This is a genomic window from Pseudomonas sp. NBB (genome assembly GCF_032701105.1).
In the GTDB taxonomy this organism is placed as follows: Bacteria; Pseudomonadota; Gammaproteobacteria; order Pseudomonadales; family Pseudomonadaceae; genus Aquipseudomonas; species Aquipseudomonas asiatica.
On sequence record NZ_CP103994.1, the window covers coordinates 912,912 to 933,610 of the forward strand.

18 protein-coding genes and 1 riboswitch are annotated in these 20,699 nt (G+C 63.4%); of the genes, 14 read left to right on the forward strand and 4 right to left on the reverse strand.

Going from position 1 to position 20,699, the window contains the following annotated elements:
- The first annotated feature begins 61 nt into the window (after positions 1 to 61).
- The 4 genes from NY023_RS04185 (at position 62) to NY023_RS04200 (ending at position 2,135) form a co-directional block, all read left to right on the forward strand.
- On the forward strand, positions 62 to 244 hold the full coding sequence (locus tag NY023_RS04185; RefSeq protein ID WP_003260667.1) for a CPXCG motif-containing cysteine-rich protein: 183 nt from the start codon (positions 62 to 64) through the stop codon (positions 242 to 244).
- Entirely contained in the window at positions 244 to 504 is a 261-nt protein-coding gene (locus tag NY023_RS04190) for a putative signal transducing protein (RefSeq protein ID WP_013970931.1), read from the forward strand. Before NY023_RS04185 ends, NY023_RS04190 begins: the two co-directional genes overlap by 1 nt.
- A gap of 15 nt (positions 505 to 519) precedes the next feature.
- A complete protein-coding gene (locus NY023_RS04195; RefSeq protein ID WP_003260669.1) occupies positions 520 to 1,140 on the forward strand; it encodes an SOS response-associated peptidase in 621 nt (206 codons plus the stop codon).
- Between the two features lie 179 nt (positions 1,141 to 1,319).
- Positions 1,320 to 2,135 carry a M48 family metallopeptidase gene (locus NY023_RS04200; protein WP_013970933.1) on the forward strand — a complete coding sequence of 272 codons (816 nt, stop codon included), beginning with the start codon at positions 1,320 to 1,322 and terminating at the stop codon, positions 2,133 to 2,135.
- Between the two features lie 36 nt (positions 2,136 to 2,171).
- On the opposite strand, the gene NY023_RS04205 is transcribed toward NY023_RS04200, so the two are convergent.
- The 3 genes from NY023_RS04205 to NY023_RS04215 all read right to left on the reverse strand — a co-directional run bounded on the left by NY023_RS04205 (position 2,172) and on the right by NY023_RS04215 (position 5,041).
- Positions 2,172 to 2,756, reverse strand: coding sequence for a TMEM165/GDT1 family protein (locus NY023_RS04205; RefSeq protein WP_013970934.1), 585 nt, complete (start codon positions 2,754 to 2,756; stop codon positions 2,172 to 2,174).
- A gap of 88 nt (positions 2,757 to 2,844) precedes the next feature.
- A riboswitch (yybP-ykoY riboswitch) is annotated at positions 2,845 to 2,984 on the reverse strand.
- Positions 2,985 to 3,023: 39 nt separating this feature from the next.
- The gene (locus NY023_RS04210) at positions 3,024 to 4,022 is read right to left on the reverse strand and encodes a class I SAM-dependent methyltransferase (RefSeq protein ID WP_013970935.1); all 999 of its coding nucleotides are present in this window, start codon (positions 4,020 to 4,022) and stop codon (positions 3,024 to 3,026) included.
- Positions 4,023 to 4,075: 53 nt separating this feature from the next.
- Positions 4,076 to 5,041, reverse strand: a complete 966-nt coding sequence (locus NY023_RS04215) for a 2-hydroxyacid dehydrogenase (protein WP_024086268.1) — start codon at positions 5,039 to 5,041, stop codon at positions 4,076 to 4,078.
- Positions 5,042 to 5,353: 312 nt separating this feature from the next.
- Between NY023_RS04215 and NY023_RS04220 the strand changes: the two genes are divergently transcribed.
- The 10 genes from NY023_RS04220 to NY023_RS04265 all read left to right on the forward strand — a co-directional run bounded on the left by NY023_RS04220 (position 5,354) and on the right by NY023_RS04265 (position 18,438).
- Positions 5,354 to 7,036 carry a fatty acid--CoA ligase gene (locus tag NY023_RS04220; RefSeq protein WP_013970937.1) on the forward strand — a complete coding sequence of 561 codons (1,683 nt, stop codon included), beginning with the start codon at positions 5,354 to 5,356 and terminating at the stop codon, positions 7,034 to 7,036.
- Positions 7,037 to 7,367: 331 nt separating this feature from the next.
- On the forward strand, positions 7,368 to 9,254 hold the full coding sequence (locus tag NY023_RS04225) for a DUF1302 domain-containing protein (RefSeq protein WP_013970938.1): 1,887 nt from the start codon (positions 7,368 to 7,370) through the stop codon (positions 9,252 to 9,254).
- 25 nt (positions 9,255 to 9,279) lie between these two features.
- A complete protein-coding gene (locus NY023_RS04230; RefSeq protein WP_013970939.1) occupies positions 9,280 to 10,644 on the forward strand; it encodes a DUF1329 domain-containing protein in 1,365 nt (454 codons plus the stop codon).
- Between the two features lie 338 nt (positions 10,645 to 10,982).
- Entirely contained in the window at positions 10,983 to 13,700 is a 2,718-nt protein-coding gene (locus NY023_RS04235) for a LuxR C-terminal-related transcriptional regulator (protein ID WP_013970940.1), read from the forward strand.
- Positions 13,701 to 13,859: 159 nt separating this feature from the next.
- Positions 13,860 to 15,467 (forward strand): response regulator, encoded by a 1,608-nt coding sequence (locus tag NY023_RS04240; RefSeq protein ID WP_023661095.1) that lies wholly within the window; start codon positions 13,860 to 13,862, stop codon positions 15,465 to 15,467.
- Positions 15,464 to 16,156 (forward strand): sensor histidine kinase, encoded by a 693-nt coding sequence (locus NY023_RS04245; RefSeq protein WP_013970942.1) that lies wholly within the window; start codon positions 15,464 to 15,466, stop codon positions 16,154 to 16,156. The genes NY023_RS04240 and NY023_RS04245 overlap by 4 nt, the downstream gene beginning before the upstream one ends.
- Positions 16,157 to 16,324: 168 nt before the next feature.
- Positions 16,325 to 16,603: an AbrB/MazE/SpoVT family DNA-binding domain-containing protein gene (locus tag NY023_RS04250; protein ID WP_003259615.1), complete on the forward strand. Its 279-nt coding sequence runs from the start codon at positions 16,325 to 16,327 to the stop codon at positions 16,601 to 16,603.
- On the forward strand, positions 16,600 to 16,947 hold the full coding sequence (locus NY023_RS04255) for a type II toxin-antitoxin system ChpB family toxin (RefSeq protein WP_023661096.1): 348 nt from the start codon (positions 16,600 to 16,602) through the stop codon (positions 16,945 to 16,947). Before NY023_RS04250 ends, NY023_RS04255 begins: the two co-directional genes overlap by 4 nt.
- A gap of 18 nt (positions 16,948 to 16,965) precedes the next feature.
- On the forward strand, positions 16,966 to 17,610 hold the full coding sequence (locus NY023_RS04260) for an MBL fold metallo-hydrolase (protein ID WP_013970945.1): 645 nt from the start codon (positions 16,966 to 16,968) through the stop codon (positions 17,608 to 17,610).
- Positions 17,611 to 17,718: 108 nt separating this feature from the next.
- Positions 17,719 to 18,438: an OmpA family protein gene (locus tag NY023_RS04265; RefSeq protein ID WP_013970946.1), complete on the forward strand. Its 720-nt coding sequence runs from the start codon at positions 17,719 to 17,721 to the stop codon at positions 18,436 to 18,438.
- A gap of 156 nt (positions 18,439 to 18,594) precedes the next feature.
- On the opposite strand, the gene pta is transcribed toward NY023_RS04265, so the two are convergent.
- The gene (gene pta, locus NY023_RS04270) at positions 18,595 to 20,682 is read right to left on the reverse strand and encodes a phosphate acetyltransferase (RefSeq protein ID WP_013970947.1); all 2,088 of its coding nucleotides are present in this window, start codon (positions 20,680 to 20,682) and stop codon (positions 18,595 to 18,597) included.
- Positions 20,683 to 20,699: the final 17 nt, after the last annotated feature.

Genomic DNA, 20,699 nt, shown 5'->3' on the forward strand with positions numbered 1-20,699 from the left:
ACACACACAGGCCCTGTAAACAGACCGGCAATTATACGCATAAGTCACCCCGGAGGCCGCGATGCTGCAAACTGCTATCTACGATTGCCCTTATTGTGGCGAAGAAGTCGAAACCACGGTGGACCTGTCCGGTGGCGATCAGGAGTACATCGAGGACTGTCAGGTATGCTGCAAGCCTATCCGCTTCGTGCTGCAAGTTCATGGCGAGGAGTGGATGCTGGATGTATTCGGTGAGAATGACTGATGCAGCGTATCTACGAACCGGAAAACCTGCTCGAGGCTGAAATGCTGGCGGGCATGCTCGCCAGCGAGGGGGTCGAGGCGCACCTGGTTGGTCGTGACCTGATCGGTGCTGCCGGTGAACTGCCGATGCAGGGCTTGCTTGGGCTTGCCGTGGCTGATGAACAGGCCGAGTACGCACGGCAGCTGATCGATGCGTACAATGATGCCCAGCCACTGGTTGGCGACGAACCGGAGAGTTTCCCCGGTACCTTGATCTGCTAGGTTCTGAATTCGCCCATGTGTGGACGTTACGCCCTGTTTCGCTGGCCCCAGGCTCTTGCCAGTCTGCCGGGCTTTCCCGTTGGCCAGCCAGCCCAATGGAACATCTCGCCCGGGGCTTCGGTGCTGATCCAGCGCCAGCTTGACGGCCAGTTGCAACTGGCCAAGGCGCGCTGGGGGCTGACCCCGGCCTGGCTCACCGACCTGTCCCGCACCCCCGCCCATGCCCGCGCCGAAACCCTGGCCGAGCAGCCGATGTTTCGCGACGCGTTTCGCCTGCGCCGCTGCCTGATGCCGGCCAACGGCTTTTACGAATGGCGCGGCAGCGTGCGCAAGCGCCCGTACTGGCTGACCCCGGGGGAGGGTGCATCACTGTACTTCGCCGCCGTGTGGGAGGCCTACCCGGTGCAGGACCAGGTTTGGTTGAGTTGTGCGGTTGTGACCCAGGCGGCGATGAACCAGCGTCGGCCGCTGATACTGGACGAGGCAGGGCAGGCCGCCTGGCTTGACCCGGACACGCCGCTGGCCCGCCTGCATGAATTGCTGGCCAGCCCGCCGGCGACGTTGCGCGAACGGGCCCTGGCGCATTTCGTCAATGATCCGAAGCTGGATGCGCCGGAGTGCCTGACTCCGGCCTGATGTATGGCTGTGCCGGCCTCTTCGCGGCTGAAGCCGCTCCTACAACGATCGCATTATCCCTGTAGGTGGGGGTTCACCCGCGAAGGGGGCGGCACAGGCGACGAAAATCTTCCCTGCGGCTATGGCGGCCCCAAGCGACTCGGCCTACGATACGGCGCATGTAAAAAGGGAGTGTTTTCATGCGCAAGTCTTTTGTCGTCAGCCTGTTGAGTGCTGGCATCCTGCTGGCCGGCTGCCAGGCGGTTAATACCACCAGCGGCGGTGCTGTCGGCGTCGAGCGCCAGCAGTACATGTTCAGCATGCTTTCGACCGATGAGGTCAACCAGATGTACGCCCAGTCGTACCAGCAGACCCTGGGTGAGGCATCGAACAAAGGTGTGCTCGACAAGTCCAGCGCAGATGCCAAGCGTGTGCAGGTAATTGCCAACCGCCTGATTGCCCAGACCCCCAAGTTCCGCCCGGATGCCGCGCAATGGAACTGGGAAGTCAACGTGATCAAGAGCGACGAGCTCAACGCCAACTGCGGCCCGGGCGGCAAGATCATCGTCTACACCGGCCTGATCGATCAGCTCAAGCTCACCGATGCGGAAATTGCTGCGGTGGTGGGCCACGAGATCGCCCACGCTTTGCGTGAGCACAGCCGCGAGGCGATGTCCAAGGCGTATGGCGTGGAAATGGCGCGCCAGGGCGCCGGTGCCCTGTTCGGCCTCGGCCAGGGCAGCATGGCCATGGCCGATACCGTGGTGAACTATGCCATGACCCTGCCCAACAGCCGGGCCAACGAGAACGAAGCCGACCTGATCGGCCTGGAGCTCTCGGCGCGTGCCGGTTACGACCCGAATGCCGCGATCACTTTGTGGAACAAGATGAGCCAGGCTTCCGAAGGCGCACCGCCTGAGTTCATGAGCACTCACCCGGCGTCCCAGAGCCGCATTGCTTCGTTGCAGGCGGCCATTCCGAAGGTGATGCCGCTGTATCAGGCGGCCAAGAAGTAAGACCGTAAGGGGCCGCAGAGCGGCCCCCATCAGCAGTCAACCCACCCAGCCACTGGCTTTCATCGCCGAGTACACGGCCACGATCGCCAGCACGAAGAACGCCGTGGCCGCCAGGCGACGGATCAGCGTCAGCGGCAGTTTGTCCGCTGCGAAGTTACCCGCCAAAACCACCGGCACGTTGGCAATCAGCATGCCCAAGGTAGTACCGATAATGACCATGATCAGGTACGGATACTGTGCTGCCAGCATCACCGTGGCGACCTGGGTCTTGTCACCGATTTCAGCCAGGAAGAACGCGATCAGCGTGGTCAGGAACGGCCCGAAGCGGCGCGCCGGGTTCTCGTCGTCATCCATCTTGTCCGGAACCAGGGTCCATAGGGCAGTGGCGGTGAAGCTCGCGGCCAGGATCCAGTGCAGTGCCGAGTCGCTGAAGAAGCTGCCGACCCACGCGCCCACGGCACCAGCCGCGGCATGGTTGGCCAAGGTGGCGGCGATGATGCCGGCGATGATCGGCCAGGGCTTGCGGAAGCGGGCAGCGAGTATGAGCGCGAGCAGTTGCGTCTTGTCGCCGATTTCGGCGAGGGCAACGATGGCGGTGGGGACCAGCAAAGATTCCAGCATCAGAATTCCTACGGGGGCGGGTCGACACGGCTATGACACGTACAGCCTCCCCGCCCCGGGTAAGGTGTGCGTGTCATAGGTCTTGTCAAACCCTGGATCCGTCTATGCGGATCTCGCCATGCAGGCTGGCATGGTGGGTCGCACGCGCCATGGTCTGTGGACCAAGTATGTTGACGCGTACCGGGCGAGCTGGGTGCTCGCGGGAGACTACTCCCCTAGGACGGTGCGGATTCTGCCTAGGCAAAACGCTTTCGGCAAGCGCTGTTTTTATCCGTGTGTTGCCTGGTAGATGCGGAAACCGTCCGCCTCGTCGCGTACCTGGCAGTTGCCCAGCGCCCCTTCGATCAGTGGCTGGTAGCGCAGGAAGCTGTTGGCAACCAGGCGCATTTCGCCACCTTTTCGCAGATGAACGGCTGATTTTTTCAGCAAGTTTTCCGATGCCTGGTAGTTGGTGTGCACCCCGGTGTGGAACGGCGGGTTGCTCAGGATCAGGCTCAGCTCGGTCGGCGCCGCGTCGATGCCGTCGCCGCTGATCACTTCGCCCTCCAGACCATTGGCGGCCAAGGTCAGGCGGCTGGCGGCCACGGCGAAGGCATCCACATCCAGCAGGGTCACCCGGTTTTGTGGATAACGGCGCTTGACCGTGGCGCCCAGCACCCCGGCACCGCAGCCGAAGTCCAGCACATGCCCGCTCGGCAGGCCGTCGAGGTGCTTGAGCAGCAGGGCGGTACCGCGATCGAGGCGGCCATGGCTGAACACACCGGGCAGGCTGACCACTTGCAGTGGGCCGTCTTCCAGGCTGAGCTCGAAGCGTTCGGCCAGGCTTTCCAGGGGCTTGGCTTCTGGCGCGTGCTCGATGGTCACCTGCCACAGCTGGCAATGGCGGGCGCTGTCGAGCTTGCGCGGCTTGCCAAAGGCCTGCAGCTGCTTGGCCGCACCCTCGATGCCACCACGTTTCTCGCCGACCAGGTACAGCTCGCGGCCCGCCAGGCGCGAGGCCAGGGCATTGAGCAGGTAGGCGGTCAGTTCGCGGGACTTGGGCAGGAACAGCACGGCGCTGTCGAAAGCCACTTCAGGGGGCTCCACTGAATAGTGGCTGCGCCCGGCGAAGCGGCTTTCGAGCGTAGCCTGATCACCCGCATGCCAGGTCCAGGCCTGGGCATTGGGCAACTGGCCTAGCAGGCCGTCGGCGGGGGCGCCGGCGAGCAGCAGCGGGCCCTGGAACAGCTCTGCCTGGCGGAGCAACACTTCACTGCGCGGGTCCATGGACGACGCCTCCTGGAAAAAGTGGCGCAGTTTAGCAGAGGCGGGCGTCGGGCTCAGCTAACCACGCGGCGTGGCTGCCCGGCGAAGAAGGCCTGGGCGTTCTCGCTGAGCTGGCCGACGATGCGCTGGCGCGACTCTACCGCGCCCCAGGCGCTGTGCGGGGTGATGATCAGGCGCGGGATGCCGGGCTCGAGCAGCGGGTTGCCGTTGACCGGCGGCTCCACACTCAGCACGTCGGTGGCGGCGCCACCCAGGTGGCCACTGCGCAGGGCGTCGGCCAGCGCCTGCTCGTCGATAAGGCCGCCGCGGGCGGTGTTGACCACCAGTGCGTTTGGCTTGAGCAAGGCCAGTTCGCGGGCCCCGAGCATGTGTCGTGTGTGCTCGTTCAGCGGGCAGTGCAGGGTCAGGGCGTCGACTTGCGGCAGCAACTCGTCCAGCGGCAACCGGTCGGCGCGTTCCGGGCGGCCGGGGATCTGCCCGCTGAGCACGCGCATGCCAAAGGCTTCGGCCAGTCGCGCCACCGCGCCGCCCAGTTCACCGTGGCCGAGCAGGCCAAGGGTCTTGCCCTCCAGCTCGACGATGGGGAAGTCCAGCAGGCAGAACTGGCTGGCCTTGGCCCACTGGCCGTCGGCTACCGCCTGGTTGTAGTCGCACAGGCGGGTGGCCAGTGCCAGTAGCAGGGCGAGGGTGTGCTGGGCGACGGACGGTGTGCCGTAGCCCTGGCAGTTGCACACGGTGATGCCCTGGGCGCGGGCGGCCGCCAGGTCGACGTTGTTGGTGCCGGTGGCGGCCACCAGGATCAGCTTCAGCTGCGGGTTGGCGGCCAGGGTCGCGGCGTCGAGCATGACCTTGTTGCTGACTACCGCTACCGCGCCCTGAAGGCGTTCGGCGACCTGCTCAGGACGGGTGGCGGCGAACAGTTCGAACTCGTCGAACTGCTGCTTCAGGGACGAGAGGTCGAGATCGCCCAGGTCCAGGGACTGGTGATCGAGAAACACGGCGCGGCGCGGGCTGGGCATGAAGTTCTCCGAGGCTGGGCGGGATTTCGGTGTCGCGGCCATTCGCGGGTAAACCCGCTCCCACAGGTACTGCACCAGCCTTTGCAACGGTGCAATACCTGTGGGAGCGGGTTTACCCGCGAATAGGCCATCAGCTTCACCACATAACCTGAAGCTGCCGCCGCAGTGTCTAGTTCAACCTTGCCGCCCGTCAACGCCCGCCACTCATACCTTCATCACGCAAATCATTCCTTCGGCTGATTTAGCCGTCACATTGGCGAACTACAGTAGTTCCCAGACTTGTCCGGCCCGCTTTCCAGAAAAGGGATACCCATGTTGCAGACCCGCATCATCAAGCCCGCCGAGGGCGCCTACGCCTACCCCCTGCTGATCAAGCGACTGCTGATGTCAGGCAGCCGCTATGAAAAGACCCGCGAAATCGTCTACCGAGACCAGATGCGGCTGACCTACCCCCAGCTCAACGAGCGCATCGCGCGCCTGGCCAACGTGCTGACCGAAGCCGGGGTAAAGGCCGGTGACACCGTGGCGGTGATGGACTGGGACAGCCACCGCTACCTGGAATGCATGTTCGCCATCCCGATGATCGGTGCGGTGGTGCACACCATCAACGTGCGCCTGTCGCCCGAGCAGATTCTCTACACCATGAACCACGCCGAAGACCGCGTGGTGCTGGTCAACAGTGACTTCGTCGGCTTGTACCAGGCCATCGTCGGGCAACTGACCACGGTCGACAAGACCCTGCTGCTGACCGACGGCCCGGAAAAGACAGCCGAGCTGCCCAACCTGGTGGGCGAGTACGAGCAACTGCTGGCCGCTGCCAGCCCGCGCTACGACTTCCCGGACTTCGACGAGAACTCGGTGGCCACCACCTTCTACACCACTGGCACCACCGGCAACCCCAAGGGTGTGTACTTCACTCATCGGCAACTGGTGTTGCACACCCTGGCCGAAGCTTCGGTGACTGGCAGCATCGACAGCGTGCGCCTGCTGGGTAGCAACGACGTGTACATGCCCATCACGCCGATGTTCCATGTGCACGCCTGGGGCATTCCCTACGCCGCCACCATGCTGGGCATGAAGCAGGTGTATCCGGGGCGCTACGAGCCGGACATGCTGGTCAAACTGTGGCGCGAAGAGAAGGTCACGTTCTCCCATTGCGTGCCGACCATCCTGCAGATGCTACTCAACTGCCCGACCTCCCAAGGTCAGGACTTCGGCGGCTGGAAGATCATCATCGGCGGCAGCGCACTCAACCGCTCGTTGTACCAGGCCGCCCTGGCACGCGGTATCCAGCTGACCGCTGCGTATGGCATGTCCGAGACCTGCCCGCTGATTTCCGCCGCCCACCTGAACGACGAACTGCAGGCCGGCAGCGAGGATGAGCGCGTCACCTACCGCATCAAGGCCGGCGTGCCGGTGCCGCTGGTGGAGGCGGCCATCGTCGACGGCGACGGCAACTTCCTGCCCGCCGACGGTGAAACCCAGGGCGAGCTGGTGCTGCGTGCGCCATGGCTGACCATGGGCTACTTCAAGGAACCGGAAAAAAGCGAGGAGCTGTGGCAGGGCGGCTGGTTGCACACTGGTGATGTCGCCACGCTCGACGGCATGGGCTATATCGACATCCGCGACCGTATCAAGGATGTGATCAAGACCGGTGGCGAGTGGATTTCCTCGCTCGACCTCGAAGACCTGATCAGCCGTCACCCGGCCGTGCGCGAAGTGGCGGTGGTAGGGGTGGCCGACCCGCAGTGGGGTGAACGCCCGTTTGCCCTGCTGGTGGTGCGCGAAGACCAGGTCATCGACGCCAAGGCGCTGAAGGAACACCTCAAGCCGTTCGTCGAGCAAGGGCACATCAACAAGTGGGCGATTCCAAGCCAGATCGCCGTTGTTACCGAAATTCCCAAGACCAGTGTCGGCAAGCTCGACAAGAAACGCATCCGCCAGGACATCGTCCAGTGGCAGGCCAGCAACAGCGCGTTCCTCTCCACGCTGTAACCGCCATGCGGGTCGCGTACTGCAGCGCGCGACCCGCATGCTAGAGGGGTGGAGCCTTGCCAAACGGCAGAAATACGCCATCCTTTAGCACTGCCAGCGCGCAGCCGGGGCAACATGGCAGCGAGTTGGCCGCACGGAGCGCAAATCACACTTTAGAGGGATCAAGCGCCTGTGCCTTGCTGGCTATAGTCGGGGCCAGGGGATTTTCAGGAATGGGGGAGGCGACATGCGCAAACCGTGTCGCCGCGGGCGCAAGCCTGCAAGCCGGTCGCTCGGGCCGTTCTTGAAAGGACTCACTGCCATAACAAAAAAAGTACATGGAGTAGCGTCGATGAAATCTGCAAACCTGTTCTGGCGCCGGGCCAAGTTGCCCCTGGCCGTCAGCCTTGCTTCCACGCTCGCAAGTCCTGCTTTCGCTGTCAGTTTCAACATTGGTGAAATCGAAGGCCAGTTCGACTCGTCGCTCTCCATCGGCGCCAGCTGGTCGACGGCCAACCCCAACAAGAACCTGATCGGGGTGAACAACGGCGGCAAGGGCCTGTCGCAGACATCCGACGATGGCCACCTGAACTTCAAGAAGGGCGAAACCTTCTCCAAGATCTTCAAGGGTATCCATGACCTGGAGCTCAAGTACGGCGACACCGGCGTTTTCGTCCGCGGCAAGTACTGGTACGACTTCGAACTGAAGGACGAAGGCCGCGAGTTCAAGGACATCAGCGACTCCAACCGCAAGGAAGGCGCCAAATCGTCCGGTGCCGAGCTACTCGACGCATTCGTCTACCACAACTACTCCATCGGCGATCAGCCAGGCTCGGTGCGCCTGGGCAAGCAGGTGGTGAGCTGGGGTGAAAGTACCTTCATCGGTGGCGGCATCAACTCGATCAACCCGATCGACGTGTCGGCGTTTCGCCGCCCGGGGGCCGAGATCAAGGAAGGCCTGATTCCGGTCAACATGTTCTACATTTCGCAGAGCCTGACCGACAACCTGTCGGCCGAGGCCTTCTACCAGATCGAATGGGACCAGACGGTCGTCGACAACTGCGGCACGTTCTTCTCCCAGCCGGACATCATTGCCGACGGCTGTACCGACAACCTGCGTGTGCTCAACAGCAGCCGCACGGTGCCAGGGGCGGCGCAGCAGTTCCTTGCCACTCGGGGCGTGGATATCAACGAAGAAGGGGTGATGGTGCGCCGCGGCGCCGACCGCGATGCACGTGATAGCGGCCAATTCGGTGTGGCCATGCGCTACATGTTCGAACCGCTGGACACCGAGTTCGGTGCCTACTTCATGAACTATCACAGCCGTGCGCCGATCTTCAGCGCTACAGGGGCTGCACCCTCCGTGTTCGCCGGGTTGAGCGCCCTGCCTGCACAGCTGCGCGCCCTGGCACCCCTGATCGTGGCGGGTAATTCCGAGTACTTTGTCGAATACCCGGAGGATATCCGCCTCTATGGCTTGAGTTTCTCCACCACGCTGCCTACAGGGACCGCCTGGAGCGGCGAACTCAGCTACCGCCCCAACGCGCCAGTGCAACTCAACACCACAGATATATTGTTTGCCGGGGTTCGTCCCATTGGCGGCGCCTTGAGCAATGCTTCGCTGTTGACTGGTACTCCGGGGCAGGACCTGCATGGGTATCGCCGTAAGGAAATCACGCAATTCCAGACTACCCTGACGCACTTCTTCGATCAGGTGATGGGTGCCAGCCGCATGACCGTGGTGGGCGAAGTGGGTGTCACCCATGTGGGCGGCCTCGAAAACGCGCACGACACTCGCTACGGTCGCGATCCAGTGTTCGGCCCTGGCCCGCTGCCTTCCACCGGTGGTGCCGATACCTGCCAGGTACTCAACGCCAGCACCATTGCAGGCGCTGGCGCCGGTGCATCCACTGCCAACCTGAACCGCAACTGCGAGAACGACGGCTACACCACCAGTACCTCCTGGGGTTACCGCGCCCGTGTCATCTGGGACTACAACGACGTCTTCGCCGGGGTCAACCTGAAGCCGAGCGTGGCCTGGTCGCATGACGTTTCCGGCTATTCGCCTGGCCCTGGCGCCAACTTTGAGGAGGGCCGCAAGGCTGTCAGCCTGGGCCTGGACGCCGAGTACCAGAACACCTACACGGCGAGCCTGTCGTACACCAATTTCTTCGACGGCAAGTACACCACCGTGGATGACCGCGACTTCGTCGCCCTCAGCTTCGGCGTGAACTTCTAAGCATACAGATCCAGGACGACACGACATGAACAAGACCAGAAGTCTGCTGCAAGCCGGTGTGCTGGGCCTGTCCCTGCTGGCGACCAGCGTCATGGCTGCAGTATCCGCCGACGAGGCGGCCAAGCTGGGCAGTACCTTGACTCCGATGGGCGCCGAAAAGGCTGGCAACGCCGATGGCTCGATCGGCCCGTGGGAACCGCTGTCCAAGAGCGCGGGCAGCGTCGACGGCAAGGGCTTCCTGTCCGACCCGTACGGCAGTGACAAGCCACTGTTCACCATCACCGCGCAGAACGCCGACCAGTACAAGGACAAGCTCTCGCCGGGCCAGCTGGCCATGCTCAAGCGCTATCCGGACACCTTCAAGATCCCGGTATTCAAGACCCATCGCGGTTCCACGGTGCCGGCCGATGTGTTCGCCGCCATCAAGGAAAACGCTACCAAGACCACCCTGGTCGAAGGCGGCAACGGTCTGAACAACTTCCGCACGGCTGTACCGTTCCCGATCCCGAAAAGCGGCCTGGAGGTGATCTGGAACCACATCACCCGCTACCGGGGCGGTAGCGTCAGCCGTCTGGTGACCCAGGCAACGCCCCAGCAGAACGGCTCTTTCAACCCGGTATACTTCTCCGACCAGTTCGTCTTCCGCGAAAGAATGAAGGATTACGACCCGAACAACCCGGGCAACATCCTGTTCTACTTCAAGCAGGAAGTGACCGCGCCTGCGCGCTTGGCCGGTACCGTGCTGCTGGTGCACGAAACCCTCGACCAGGTGAAGGAACCACGCAAGGCGTGGATCTACAACGCCGGTCAGCGCCGCGTACGCCAGGCACCACAAGTGTCGTACGACGGCCCGGGTACCGCCGCCGACGGTTTGCGCACCTCCGACAACCTGGACATGTTCAACGGTGCGCCAGACCGCTATGACTGGAAGCTGGAAGGCAAGAAGGAGATGTACATCGCGTCCAACGCCTTCAAGCTCGACGACCCCAAGCTCAAGTACACCGACATCATCAAGGCCGGGCACATCAACCAGGACCTGGCCCGTTACGAGCTGCGCCGTGTATGGCACGTGGTCGCCACCCTCAAGCCGGGCCAGCGGCACATCTATGCCAAGCGTGACTTCTACATCGACGAGGACACCTGGCAGGCTGCGGTGATTGACCAGTACGACGGCCGTGGCCAACTGTGGCGCGTGTCCGAGGCACATGCCCAGCCGTACTACAACGTGGAAGTGCCGTGGTACACCCTGGAGGCCATCTATGACCTGCAGTCGGGCCGTTACCTGGCCTTGGGCATGAAGAACGAAGAGAAGCGCGCCTACGACTTCGGCTTCAGTGCCAGCAAGGCTGACTTCCAGCCAGCGGCACTGCGCCAGTCGGGTATTCGCTAAGTATCGCGCAACCTCGGAGCGCCCCGGCTTGTCCGGGGCGTTTCATTTTCCTGTACCGGCCCCTTCGCGGGTGAACCCGCTCCCACAGGTACTGCACTGGGCTTGAAACCTGCGCAATCTCTGTAGGAGCGGGTTCACCCGTGAAGAGGCCGGTACAGCAATAAAGCTGGTGAATACCCCTCCAAACCCCCGCCCCAGCCGCTGTCCATCAGTCATGTTGCTTTTTGTCGCAGTCTTTTTCAGTGTAATTGCGCCCATCATCTTCAAATGCGTAGCGTTACCCGCTAGTCTCGCAAGCATCCATACCGCCGTAGTCTTCCAATCAGAACGAGCCGGCCATGACAGATCTGTCCCGTACGCATGGATTCACCAGCCAGGCCCTGGGCCTGCTGGACGGGCGTTTCTTCCGGCCGCCCTTGCCGGACGGCCATGTGCCGCGCCTGCGCCTGTGCCAGCGGCTGCAAGCCGGTCTCGGCGGGCGGTTGTTACTGGTCAATGCCCCGGCAGGGTTCGGCAAAAGCTCCCTTGCCATCGAATTTTGCGAAGCGCTGCCCGAGCACTGGCGTAGCCTGTGGCTGGGCCTGAGCCAACGGGATGCCGACCCTGGCCGATTCCTCGAACGCCTGCTCGAAGGCCTGCAGCAGTATTGCCCGGCGCTGGGCGGCCAGGCCATGGGTCTGCTGAAAATGCGCCAGCGCCACCAGCCGTTCGCCTTCGAGGAATGGCTCGACGGCCTGCTCGACGAGCTGGCGCTGTACCTGCAAGCCGATACTCCCTTGTTGCTGGTGCTGGACGACTATCACCTGGCCCAGGGGCCGGTACTCGACCGCTGCCTGCAGTTCTTCCTCAATCACCTGCCCCCCGGCCTGGTGCTGCTGGTCACCAGCCGCCAACGCCCGGATTGGCACCTGGCGCGCCTGCGCCTGTCGCGGCACCTGGTCGAACTCAACGAACAGGACTTGCGCCTGACCGCCGAAGAATCACTGGCGGTGATCGGCCGCCAACCCAACGGGCTGCGTGGCCAGGCTCTGGACAACCTGATCCAGCGCAGCGACGGTTGGGTGGCCGGGTTGCGTTTCTGGCAGCTGGCGGCAAGCGAGTCCGCTGACGAGCAGGCCTTGCCCCAGGCCTTGCATGGCGGCGAGGGCCTGATCCGTGACTATCTGCTGGAAGAAGTCATCGACATGCTGCCCGCCGATGTACAGGCCTTCCTTTACGAAACGGCCTGCCAGGAACGTTTCTGCGCCCCGCTGTGCGATGCCGTACGCGGCCGCCACGACAGTGCCGCGATCCTGCGTTTCTTGCAGGCGCACCAGGTGTTCCTAGTGCCGCTGGACGAGCATGGCCACTGGTTCCGCTATCACCATTTGTTCTCCGACCTGTTGCGCAGCCGCCAGGCCAGCGAGCCGCTGGCCGACCTGCAGTTGCGTGCCTGCCGCTGGTTCGAAAGCCAGGGCCTGCTGGACGAAGCGGTGGAGCAGGCCCTGCGCGCCGGTTACCTCGATGTCGCCGCCGACCTGGTGCAGAGCCTGTCCGAGGAGCAACTGCTGGCCGAACAGAACGTCGGCATGTTGCTGCGCTGGAAGATGGACCTGCCCGACAGCCTGCTGATCAGCACGCCGCGGCTGATCGTGCTGTACAGCTGGGCGTTGGGCCTGGCGTGCCAGCTGGACGCGGCCGAGGAGCTGGCGGGTTATCTCAGCCGCTTCCTGCCCGCGCCTTCGGCGACCGCGCAAAAGTCCATGCTGGCCCAGTGGCTGGCGCTGAGTGGTGTTATCGCCCGTGGCCGTGGTGATCGCGAGCGCACCCTGGCCTATTGCGGTGAAGCGCTGCAGAGTTTGCCGAGCAAGCGTTATGGCCAACGCCTGGTGTGCCTGTCGACGCTGTCCAACCTGGCGATTGCCGATGGCGATTTCTGGCGGGCCCGCGGCTGGAACCGTGAGGCGCTGGAGTTGGCCCAGCGTGTTGGCAACCCATTGTTCGAGGCCCTGGCCCATTACGACCGGGCGCGGGTGCTGCATGCCCGTGGCGAGGTGTTGCGCGCGCTGGACGAAGTTCGCCAGGGGTTGCAGCGCCTGCAAGGGCTCTCGGCACAGCGGCTTTATGCCGTGCGCGCCCGCCTGACGCTTTACGAGGGCTACCTGCTGGTGTCGCGTCTGCAGCCGTCCCAGGGTCGTGCCCGTTTACGTGCTGGGCTGGGCGAGGCTCGGGCCTGCCGTGATATCAGTGTGCTCATCGGCCACTGTGTGATCGCTACGCTCGATGGCCGAGAAGGGCACTTTGCCGAGGCCTTTGCCGAACTGGCCGAGGCCGAGCGGCTGATGCACATCTGGGATGTACCGCCGGTCTACTATCTGGCGATGATCACCCTGGTCAAATGCGAGTTGTGGTTGGCCCAGGGGCGCATCGACCTGGCCGAGTCCTGGCTGCTGCGGCTGGGCCAGACTTATGGTGGCGAGCAACCGGCGGCGGCCCCGGAGTTCCACCCGTTGCTGCCGTTGCACATCGCCTTGCAGCAGGCATCCCTCGAGCGTATCCAGTCGCGTAGCGCCGATGCGGCGCAGCGGCTGGCAGGCCTGGTCGAGCGCGGCCAGGCCAGTGGCGGCATGATGCTCAGCGTCAGTGCCCTGTGCCAGTGGCTTGGCTTGTTGCTGGGCGAAGGTCGGGAAGAGCAGGCCGCCCAGTTGTTGCCACGGTTGCTGGCGGCAGCCCATGGCGGCGTGCTGCAACCGTTCCAGCCTTTGCTGGAGCAGTACCCGCAGTGGCTTCTCGAACAGCTCCATGCAGTAGCCGCCTGCCCGGTGCAGGCCGAGTTGCTCAAGCGCTTGCCGCAGATACCAAGCGCCAGCACCGGCAGCGGCGAAGCCCTGAGCAGCCGCGAGTTGGCCGTGCTCGAGCTGATTGCCCAGGGTTGTTCCAACCAGCAGATCAGCGAGCGGTTGTTCATTTCCCTGCACACGGTGAAAACCCACGCCAGCCATATCAACAGCAAGCTGGGGGTGGAGCGGCGTACCCAGGCGGTGGCGAAGGCCAAGTCCCTGGGGCTGCTGTTGTGATATTGGCCCAGCAGGGTCTTGCTCGTTAAAGTGATGGCTCGAGGCCATGGTTCGTGGCCGCGAATGCTCTACCCTAATCTTTTCCGACCAGCTGCCGATACAGCTATCGGTGGCATCGCCTCGCGCGATTTTTCAATCATTCCAAGGCAGGTCGTGTTGATGCTGCAGTACGGGCAAAAGAGCTTTCTGATCGTCGACGACTTTACCGACTTTCGCACGTCGACCCGTTCCATGCTGCGCGAACTGGGCGTGCGTGACGTGGACACCGCCGACAGCGGCGAGCAGGCGCTGCGCATGTGCGCGCAAAAACGCTATGACGTCATACTGCAGGACTTCCACCTGGGCGACGGCAAGAAGAACGGCCAGCAGGTGCTCGAAGACCTGATCCTCGACAAGCACATCAGCCATGAGTGCATATTCATCATGGTCACTGCCGAGAGCAGCCAGGCCATTGTCCTCAGCGCCATCGAGCACGAGCCTGATGCCTATCTGACCAAGCCGTTCAACCGAGTTGGCCTGGCCCAGCGTGTCGAGAAACTGTACCAGCGCAAGACCCTGCTCAAGCCGATCCTGCAGGCCCTGGACCGAAATCGCCCGGCAGAAGTGCTGGCGGCTTGCGCCGAGCTGTGCAAGCGCGACCCACGCCTGGCCCCGCTGTGCCTGCGCTATCGGGCCGATGCCTTGCGCAACCTCAACCGCTTCGAGGAACTGGAGAAGTTCCTCAAGGCCATCCTGGCCAGCCGCCCGCAGCCGTGGGTCTACTCGGCGTTGGGCGGCCTGATGCACAAGCGTGGCCAGAATGCCCAGGCCCAGGGCGTGTACGAGCAGGCGCTCAAGGCCTTCCCGATCATGCCAGGCCTGTACGATGGCATGGCCGAGGTGCTGGTGGCCCAAGGCGAGACCAGGCGTGCGCAGAACATGCTTGAAGAAGCCGTGCGCCTGTCGCCGTTATCGGTGCGCCGGCAGTCGACGCTGGGCAAGCTGGCGTTGGAAAACGAAGACTTCGAGAGTGCTTCGAAGGCATTTCGCCACGCGGTGAATCAGGGCCAGAGCTCACGCTACAAGGACCCCGAGAACAACCTGGGCCTGGTGCAGGCGCTGATGAGCAGGAATGCCGGCTTTGGGCTGGATGCGCGCACACGGGTCGAGATCAACAGCACACTCAGCGAAGTGGCCAAGGAAAACCCCGAGGACCAAGGCCTGCAGGTGCGTGCCCGCATGATGAAGGCCGCCAGCCTGCAGCAGGCCGGCGACCCTGAAACGGCTGCAAAGCTGACCGAACAGGCGATCCAGCGCCTGGACAAGATGAACCAGTTCTTCTCGGTCGATTCGGCCCTGACCGTTGCCGCGCAGTTGCAGGCCATGGGACAGGAAGCTGCCGCCATCGGCGTGCTGAAGAACTGTGTGGAAAGTTATGGCGATGACCCAAAGGTCATGGAGAGGGTCGGCAAGCTGACGGACGACCCCAGCGTGCTCAACGCCATTACCGAAGCGGTCACCCTCAATCGCCAGGGTGTGCGCAGTTACCAGGGAGGGCAGCTCGGCGAGGCTTTGCAGCTGTTCCGCAAGGCGCTGGGTTTGCAGCCGAAGAACATCAGCATCGCCCTCAACACTGCCCAGGCGCTGCTGCGCATCGGCGGAGACAACCCTCAGCCCGCGATCATGCAGGAGTGTCGCGACGCCCTGACCAGCGTGGCCGGCATCCCCGCCAGCGACAACCGCTACGACCGTTACCGCAAACTGCACATCCGAGTGTTCGGCGCATGAATCAAGACAACCAGGGGCTGGATTTTTCCACGGTGATCGCCTCCACCGTGCACGACCTGAAGAACTCCCTGTCGGCGCTGATCCAGTCCCACAACCAGTGGATGCAGCGCTTGCCCGAGGAGCTGCGAAGTGGTGCCGAGCAAGGGGTTATGGAACATGAGTTTCGCCACCTCAACGGCATGCTTGTGCAGTTGCTGGGGTTGTACAAACTGGGCGTGAACCAGTTGCCGGTGTGCCCGGACTACCACGAACTGGACGACTTTATCGAAGCCCAGCTCGCGGCACACGAGGAGGTGCTCAAGCACAAGGACATCCTTGCCACCTGGCGCATCGACACCGACAACCCGCTGGGCTTCTTCGACCGCGAGCTGGTGGCCTCGGTGATCGCCAACGTGATCACCAACGCCACCCGCTTTGCCGCGCATGCCTTGCTGATCACCATCGAAGAGGCAGACAACCAGCTGGCCATCTGCGTCAACGATGACGGCCCGGGTTATCCACAGCGGATGCTCGAACGCCAGGAAGAATTCATCCAGGGTATCGACTCGACCAGCGGCAGTACCGGCCTTGGCCTGTATTTTGCGGCGCGGATCGCGGCACTGCATGAAAGCGGCGGGGTGCGCGGGCGGATCGAGATCTCCAATGGCGGCGCGCTTGGGGGTGGGTTGTTCAGGTTGTTTTTGCCTTGAAACTGACAAGGATTACGTTTCAAATTTTTGCAGGTGGAAAGTAGGTTCCCAAGGTGATGTAGGGCATTTCCTTCTTGAGGTTGCAGGGCTTTTGTCCATACCGGGCAAATGACAGTGTAGATACGACGTCTCTACATTTCGCTTGCAATCATTTGGAGGGTTTCTACTATGTATCTACCTTGGGAGATACTCATGCAGATCAAGATTCAACAGTGGGGTAACAGCGCCGCGATTCGCTTGCCGGCTGCAGTGCTCAAGCAGATGCGTCTCGGAGTCGGCTCTACCTTGAGCCTGGACACCGCGGGTGAGACCATGGTGCTCAAACCCGTCAGGTCGAAACCCAAATACACCCTTGAAGAGCTGATGGCTCAGTGCGATCTGGATGCACCGGAGCCAGAGGACATGGCCGACTGGAACGCGATGCCACCAGTAGGGCGTGAAGTGTGAATCGGGTGAAGTTCGCCAGGGGCGATATCGTTCGCGTCAATCTCGATCCGACTGTTGGACGGGAGCAGCAGGGGGCCGGGCGACCTGCGCTGGTGCTCACTCCCGCTGCGTTCAATGCGTCAGGCCTGGCTGTGGTAGTGCCGATCACTCAAGGTGGCGATTTTGCCAGGCATGCGGGTTTCGCCGTCACGCTCAGCGGTGTGGGTACGCAGACTCAGGGCGTGATGCTCTGCAATCAGGTGCGCACAGTCGACCTTGAAGCCAGATTTGCCAAACGCATAGAGTCGGTACCCGAGGTCGTCATCCTTGATGCACTGGCTCGCGTACAGACCCTCTTCGATTAACCGGTTCCCGTATTCCCTATGCAGAATCCATCGTCAGCGCTCATCCGCGAAACCTTCCCCGTAGGCCCCCTGCAGTGCAACTGCACCCTGATCGGCGACCCGCTTACCAAAAAGGCCATCGTCGTAGACCCCGGCGGTGACCCGGACAAGATCCTGGCCCGCCTGCAGGCCCACGGGCTGACGCTGGTGAGCATCATCCACACCCACGCGCACTTCGATCACTTCCTCGCCTCGGGCAAGCTCAAGGAGCTGACCGGCGCCACGCTGCACCTGCACAAGGACGACCAGTCGCTGTGGGACAACCTGGAAATGCAGTGCCAGATGTTCGGCGTGCCCTACACTCCGGTACCCGCGCCGGACCGCTGGCTGGGGGATGACGAGGAGCTGGCCTGTGGATGTGGCGTGGCCCTGCATACGCCAGGCCACACGCCAGGCTCGATGAGTTTCTGGTTTGCCGACGCCAAGCTGCTGATCGCCGGCGATACCCTGTTCCGCCGGGGCATTGGCCGTACCGATTTGTGGGGTGGCGACCAGCGGGCCATCGTCCGTTCCATCAGGGAGCGGCTGTACCGGCTGGACGAGGAGGCCATCGTGGTGACCGGCCACGGGCCTGATACCCGCCTGGGCGACGAAATGCGCGAGAACCCCTTTGTGCGTGCCTGATGGCACATGAAGGCACTTTCACGGAATTTTTCGGCGCCGATGCAATCCAAGGCTGGCATAGATCCCTTTATGATCTGTCGCATTCATGAATTCAGTAGGAGCTTGTCCATGTTCACCATGCGTCGTCTGATTATCGTCGCAACCGCCGCTGCCCTGATGACCGGCTGTGCCGGCCAGAACCCTTATGACAGCCAAGGGCAGGCGCAGGGCTCCACCGGGATGAGCAAAACTGCCAAATACGGCGGCCTGGGCGCGCTGGCCGGTGCTATCGCCGGTGCCGCCATCGACCACAACAACCGCGGCAAGGGCGCACTGATCGGCGCTGCCGCCGTGGGTGCCGCTGCAGCCGGTTATGGCTACTACGCCGACAAGCAGGAAGCCGAATTGCGCGCGCAAATGGCCAATACCGGTGTGGAAGTGCAGCGCCAGGGTGACCAGATCAAGCTGATCATGCCGGGCAACATCACCTTCGCAACAGACTCGGCCAACATCGCGCCAAGCTTCTACTCGCCGCTGAACAACCTGGCCGGCTCGTTCAAGCAGTTCAACCAGAACACCATCGAAGTGGTCGGCTTCACCGACAGCACTGGAAGCCGCCAGCACAACATGGACCTGTCCCAGCGCCGTGCGCAGGCGGTCAGCACCTACCTGACCTCGCAGGGTGTAGATGCCTCGCGTATCACCGTACGTGGCATGGGCCCGGACCAGCCGATCGCCAGCAACGCCGACGCCAATGGCCGTGCGCAGAACCGCCGTGTGGAAGTGAACCTGAAGCCGATTCCGGGTCAGCAGTATGACCAGCAAGGTCAGGTTCAGCAGTATCCCTGATTGACCGCCGGGGCCCCTTGGCGGCCCTTCGCGGGCTTGCCCGCTCCCACAGGTTTAGCGCGAGGCTCAGGAAATGCGCGGTTCCTGTGGGAGCGGGCGTGCCCGCGAACACCGGCGAAGCCGGTGCCATGCACCGCGGTGCATGCTTCGCAGGTATCAGCCCGCCACGCTCGCCTGAATCGCCGTCAGGGCAATGGTATGCACGATATCGTCAACCTGAGCCCCGCGCGGCAAGTCGTTCACCGGCTTGCGCAACCCTTGCAGCATCGGCCCCAGGCTGACCCCGTCGGTGCTGCGTTGCACCGCCTTGTGAGTCGTGTTGCCGGTATTCAGGTCTGGGAACACGAATACCGTCGCCCGCCCGGCTACCGGGCTGCCCGGCGCCAGGTCCCGCGCAATCGCCGGGTTGGCCGCCGCGTCATACTGCAACGGCCCGTCGATTAGCAGCTCTTGCGCCGCGCCTTGTGCCAGGCGGGTCGCTTCGCGCACTTTCTCGACTTCCTCGTCGCTGGCCGAATCGCTTGAATAACTGATCATCGCCACCCGTGGCGCGATGCCGAAGGCCTGTGCCGATTCGGCACTCTGCCGGGCGATCTCGGCCAGTTCGACAGCACTCGGGTGCGGGTTCATCACGCAGTCCCCGTACACCAGCACCTGTTCGGGGAACAGCATGAAGAATACCGACGACACCAGGCTCGAGCCCGGTGCGGTCTTTATCAGTTGCAGAGCCGGGCGGATGGTGTTGGCGGTGGAGTGCACCAGGCCCGAGACCAGGCCGTCCACTTCGTCCAGGGCCAGCATCATGGTACCGATCACCACCGGGTCTTCCAGTTGCTGCTCGGCCATTGGTGCATTGAGGTTCTTGCTCTTGCGCAGCTCGACCATCGGCTCTACATAGCGCCCGCGAATTACCTCGGGGTCCAGGATTTCCAGGCCCGGCGGCAAGGTGATGCCCTGGGCGCGGGCCACGGCGTCGACATCCTCGGGCTTGGCCAGTAGCACGCAGCGGGCAATGCCGCGGGCCTGGCAGATGGCCGCTGCCTGCACCAGCAGCGGCTCGGCGCCTTCCGGCAGGACGATGCGCTTGTTGGCCTGCTGCGCCCGCTGGATCAACTGGTAGCGGAACACGGCTGGGGACAGGCGCAATTCACGCGGCGTGCCGCAACGCTGGTGCAGCCAGGCGGCGTCGAGGTGGCTGGCGACGAAGTCGGTGATGAATTCGGCGCGCTCGCGGTCGTCCACTGGTATCTCGCGGTTCAGCGAGTTGAGCTGGTTGGCGGTGTCGTACGAGCCGGTACTGACCGACAGGATCGGCAGGCCGGCCTGCAGGGCGCCACGGCACAGACCAAGGATACGCGCGTCAGGTTTGCTGTCGCTGGTCAGCAGCAGGCCGGCCAGCGGGACGCCGTTGATCGCCGCGAGGCTGACGGCGAGGATGATGTCGTCGCGGTCGCCCGGTGTCACCACCAGGGTACCCGAGGTGAGCAGTGGCACCGTGTTGGCAACGGTACGCGCGCAGATGATGATCTTGCTCATGCGCCGCTGTTCATAGTCGCCGGCGTTGAGCACCTGGGCACCTAGCAGGTCGGCCACATCGCGGGTGCGCGGGGCGTTCAGTTCAGGCTGGTAGGGGATGCAGCCCAGCAGGCGGAAGTCGTTGCCGCGCAGTAGCGGCGAGTGCTCGCGCAGGCGGGTGGAAAAGTCGGCCATGCTTTCGTCGGTGCGCACCTTGTTGAGGATTACCCCGAGCACCTTCGGATCGCGCGGGCCGCCGAACAGCTGGGCCTGCAGTTCGACCCGGCCGGACAACTCGCTGAGCACTTCGTTTTCCGGCGCCGATACCAGAATCACCTCGGCATCCAGGCTCTTGGCCAGGTGCAGGTTGACCCGCGCCGCATAGCTGGCGTGGCGCGTGGGCACCATGCCCTCGACCACCACCACGTCGTTGCCGATGCAGGCTTGCTGGTACAGGCGGATGATTTCTTCGAGCAATTCGTCCAGCTGGCCATCGCCGAGCATGCGCTCGACGTGGGCCAGGCTCAGCGGCACCGGGGGCTTGATGCCGTGGGTGCGGGCGACCAGCTCGGTGGAGCGTTCGGGGCCGGTGTCACCCGGGTGGGGCTGGGCGATCGGCTTGAAGAAGCCGACCTTCAGCCCGGCGCGCTCCAGGGTGCGCACCAGGCCCAGGCTGATGGAGGTCAGGCCGACACCGAAATCGGTCGGCGCAATGAAAAATGTGTGCATGCGTGCTTCTCGAAATA

Coding starts and splice junctions, on each gene's coding strand:
- NY023_RS04185 (WP_003260667.1), top strand. CDS start 62: ATGCTGCAAACTGCTATCTACGATTGCCCTTATTGTGGCGAAGAAGTC.
- NY023_RS04190 (WP_013970931.1), top strand. CDS start 244: ATGCAGCGTATCTACGAACCGGAAAACCTGCTCGAGGCTGAAATGCTG.
- NY023_RS04195 (WP_003260669.1), top strand. CDS start 520: ATGTGTGGACGTTACGCCCTGTTTCGCTGGCCCCAGGCTCTTGCCAGT.
- NY023_RS04200 (WP_013970933.1), top strand. CDS start 1,320: ATGCGCAAGTCTTTTGTCGTCAGCCTGTTGAGTGCTGGCATCCTGCTG.
- NY023_RS04205 (WP_013970934.1), bottom strand. CDS start 2,756: ATGCTGGAATCTTTGCTGGTCCCCACCGCCATCGTTGCCCTCGCCGAA.
- NY023_RS04210 (WP_013970935.1), bottom strand. CDS start 4,022: ATGGACCCGCGCAGTGAAGTGTTGCTCCGCCAGGCAGAGCTGTTCCAG.
- NY023_RS04215 (WP_024086268.1), bottom strand. CDS start 5,041: ATGCCCAGCCCGCGCCGCGCCGTGTTTCTCGATCACCAGTCCCTGGAC.
- NY023_RS04220 (WP_013970937.1), top strand. CDS start 5,354: ATGTTGCAGACCCGCATCATCAAGCCCGCCGAGGGCGCCTACGCCTAC.
- NY023_RS04225 (WP_013970938.1), top strand. CDS start 7,368: ATGAAATCTGCAAACCTGTTCTGGCGCCGGGCCAAGTTGCCCCTGGCC.
- NY023_RS04230 (WP_013970939.1), top strand. CDS start 9,280: ATGAACAAGACCAGAAGTCTGCTGCAAGCCGGTGTGCTGGGCCTGTCC.
- NY023_RS04235 (WP_013970940.1), top strand. CDS start 10,983: ATGACAGATCTGTCCCGTACGCATGGATTCACCAGCCAGGCCCTGGGC.
- NY023_RS04240 (WP_023661095.1), top strand. CDS start 13,860: ATGCTGCAGTACGGGCAAAAGAGCTTTCTGATCGTCGACGACTTTACC.
- NY023_RS04245 (WP_013970942.1), top strand. CDS start 15,464: ATGAATCAAGACAACCAGGGGCTGGATTTTTCCACGGTGATCGCCTCC.
- NY023_RS04250 (WP_003259615.1), top strand. CDS start 16,325: ATGTATCTACCTTGGGAGATACTCATGCAGATCAAGATTCAACAGTGG.
- NY023_RS04260 (WP_013970945.1), top strand. CDS start 16,966: ATGCAGAATCCATCGTCAGCGCTCATCCGCGAAACCTTCCCCGTAGGC.
- NY023_RS04265 (WP_013970946.1), top strand. CDS start 17,719: ATGTTCACCATGCGTCGTCTGATTATCGTCGCAACCGCCGCTGCCCTG.
- pta (WP_013970947.1), bottom strand. CDS start 20,682: ATGCACACATTTTTCATTGCGCCGACCGATTTCGGTGTCGGCCTGACC.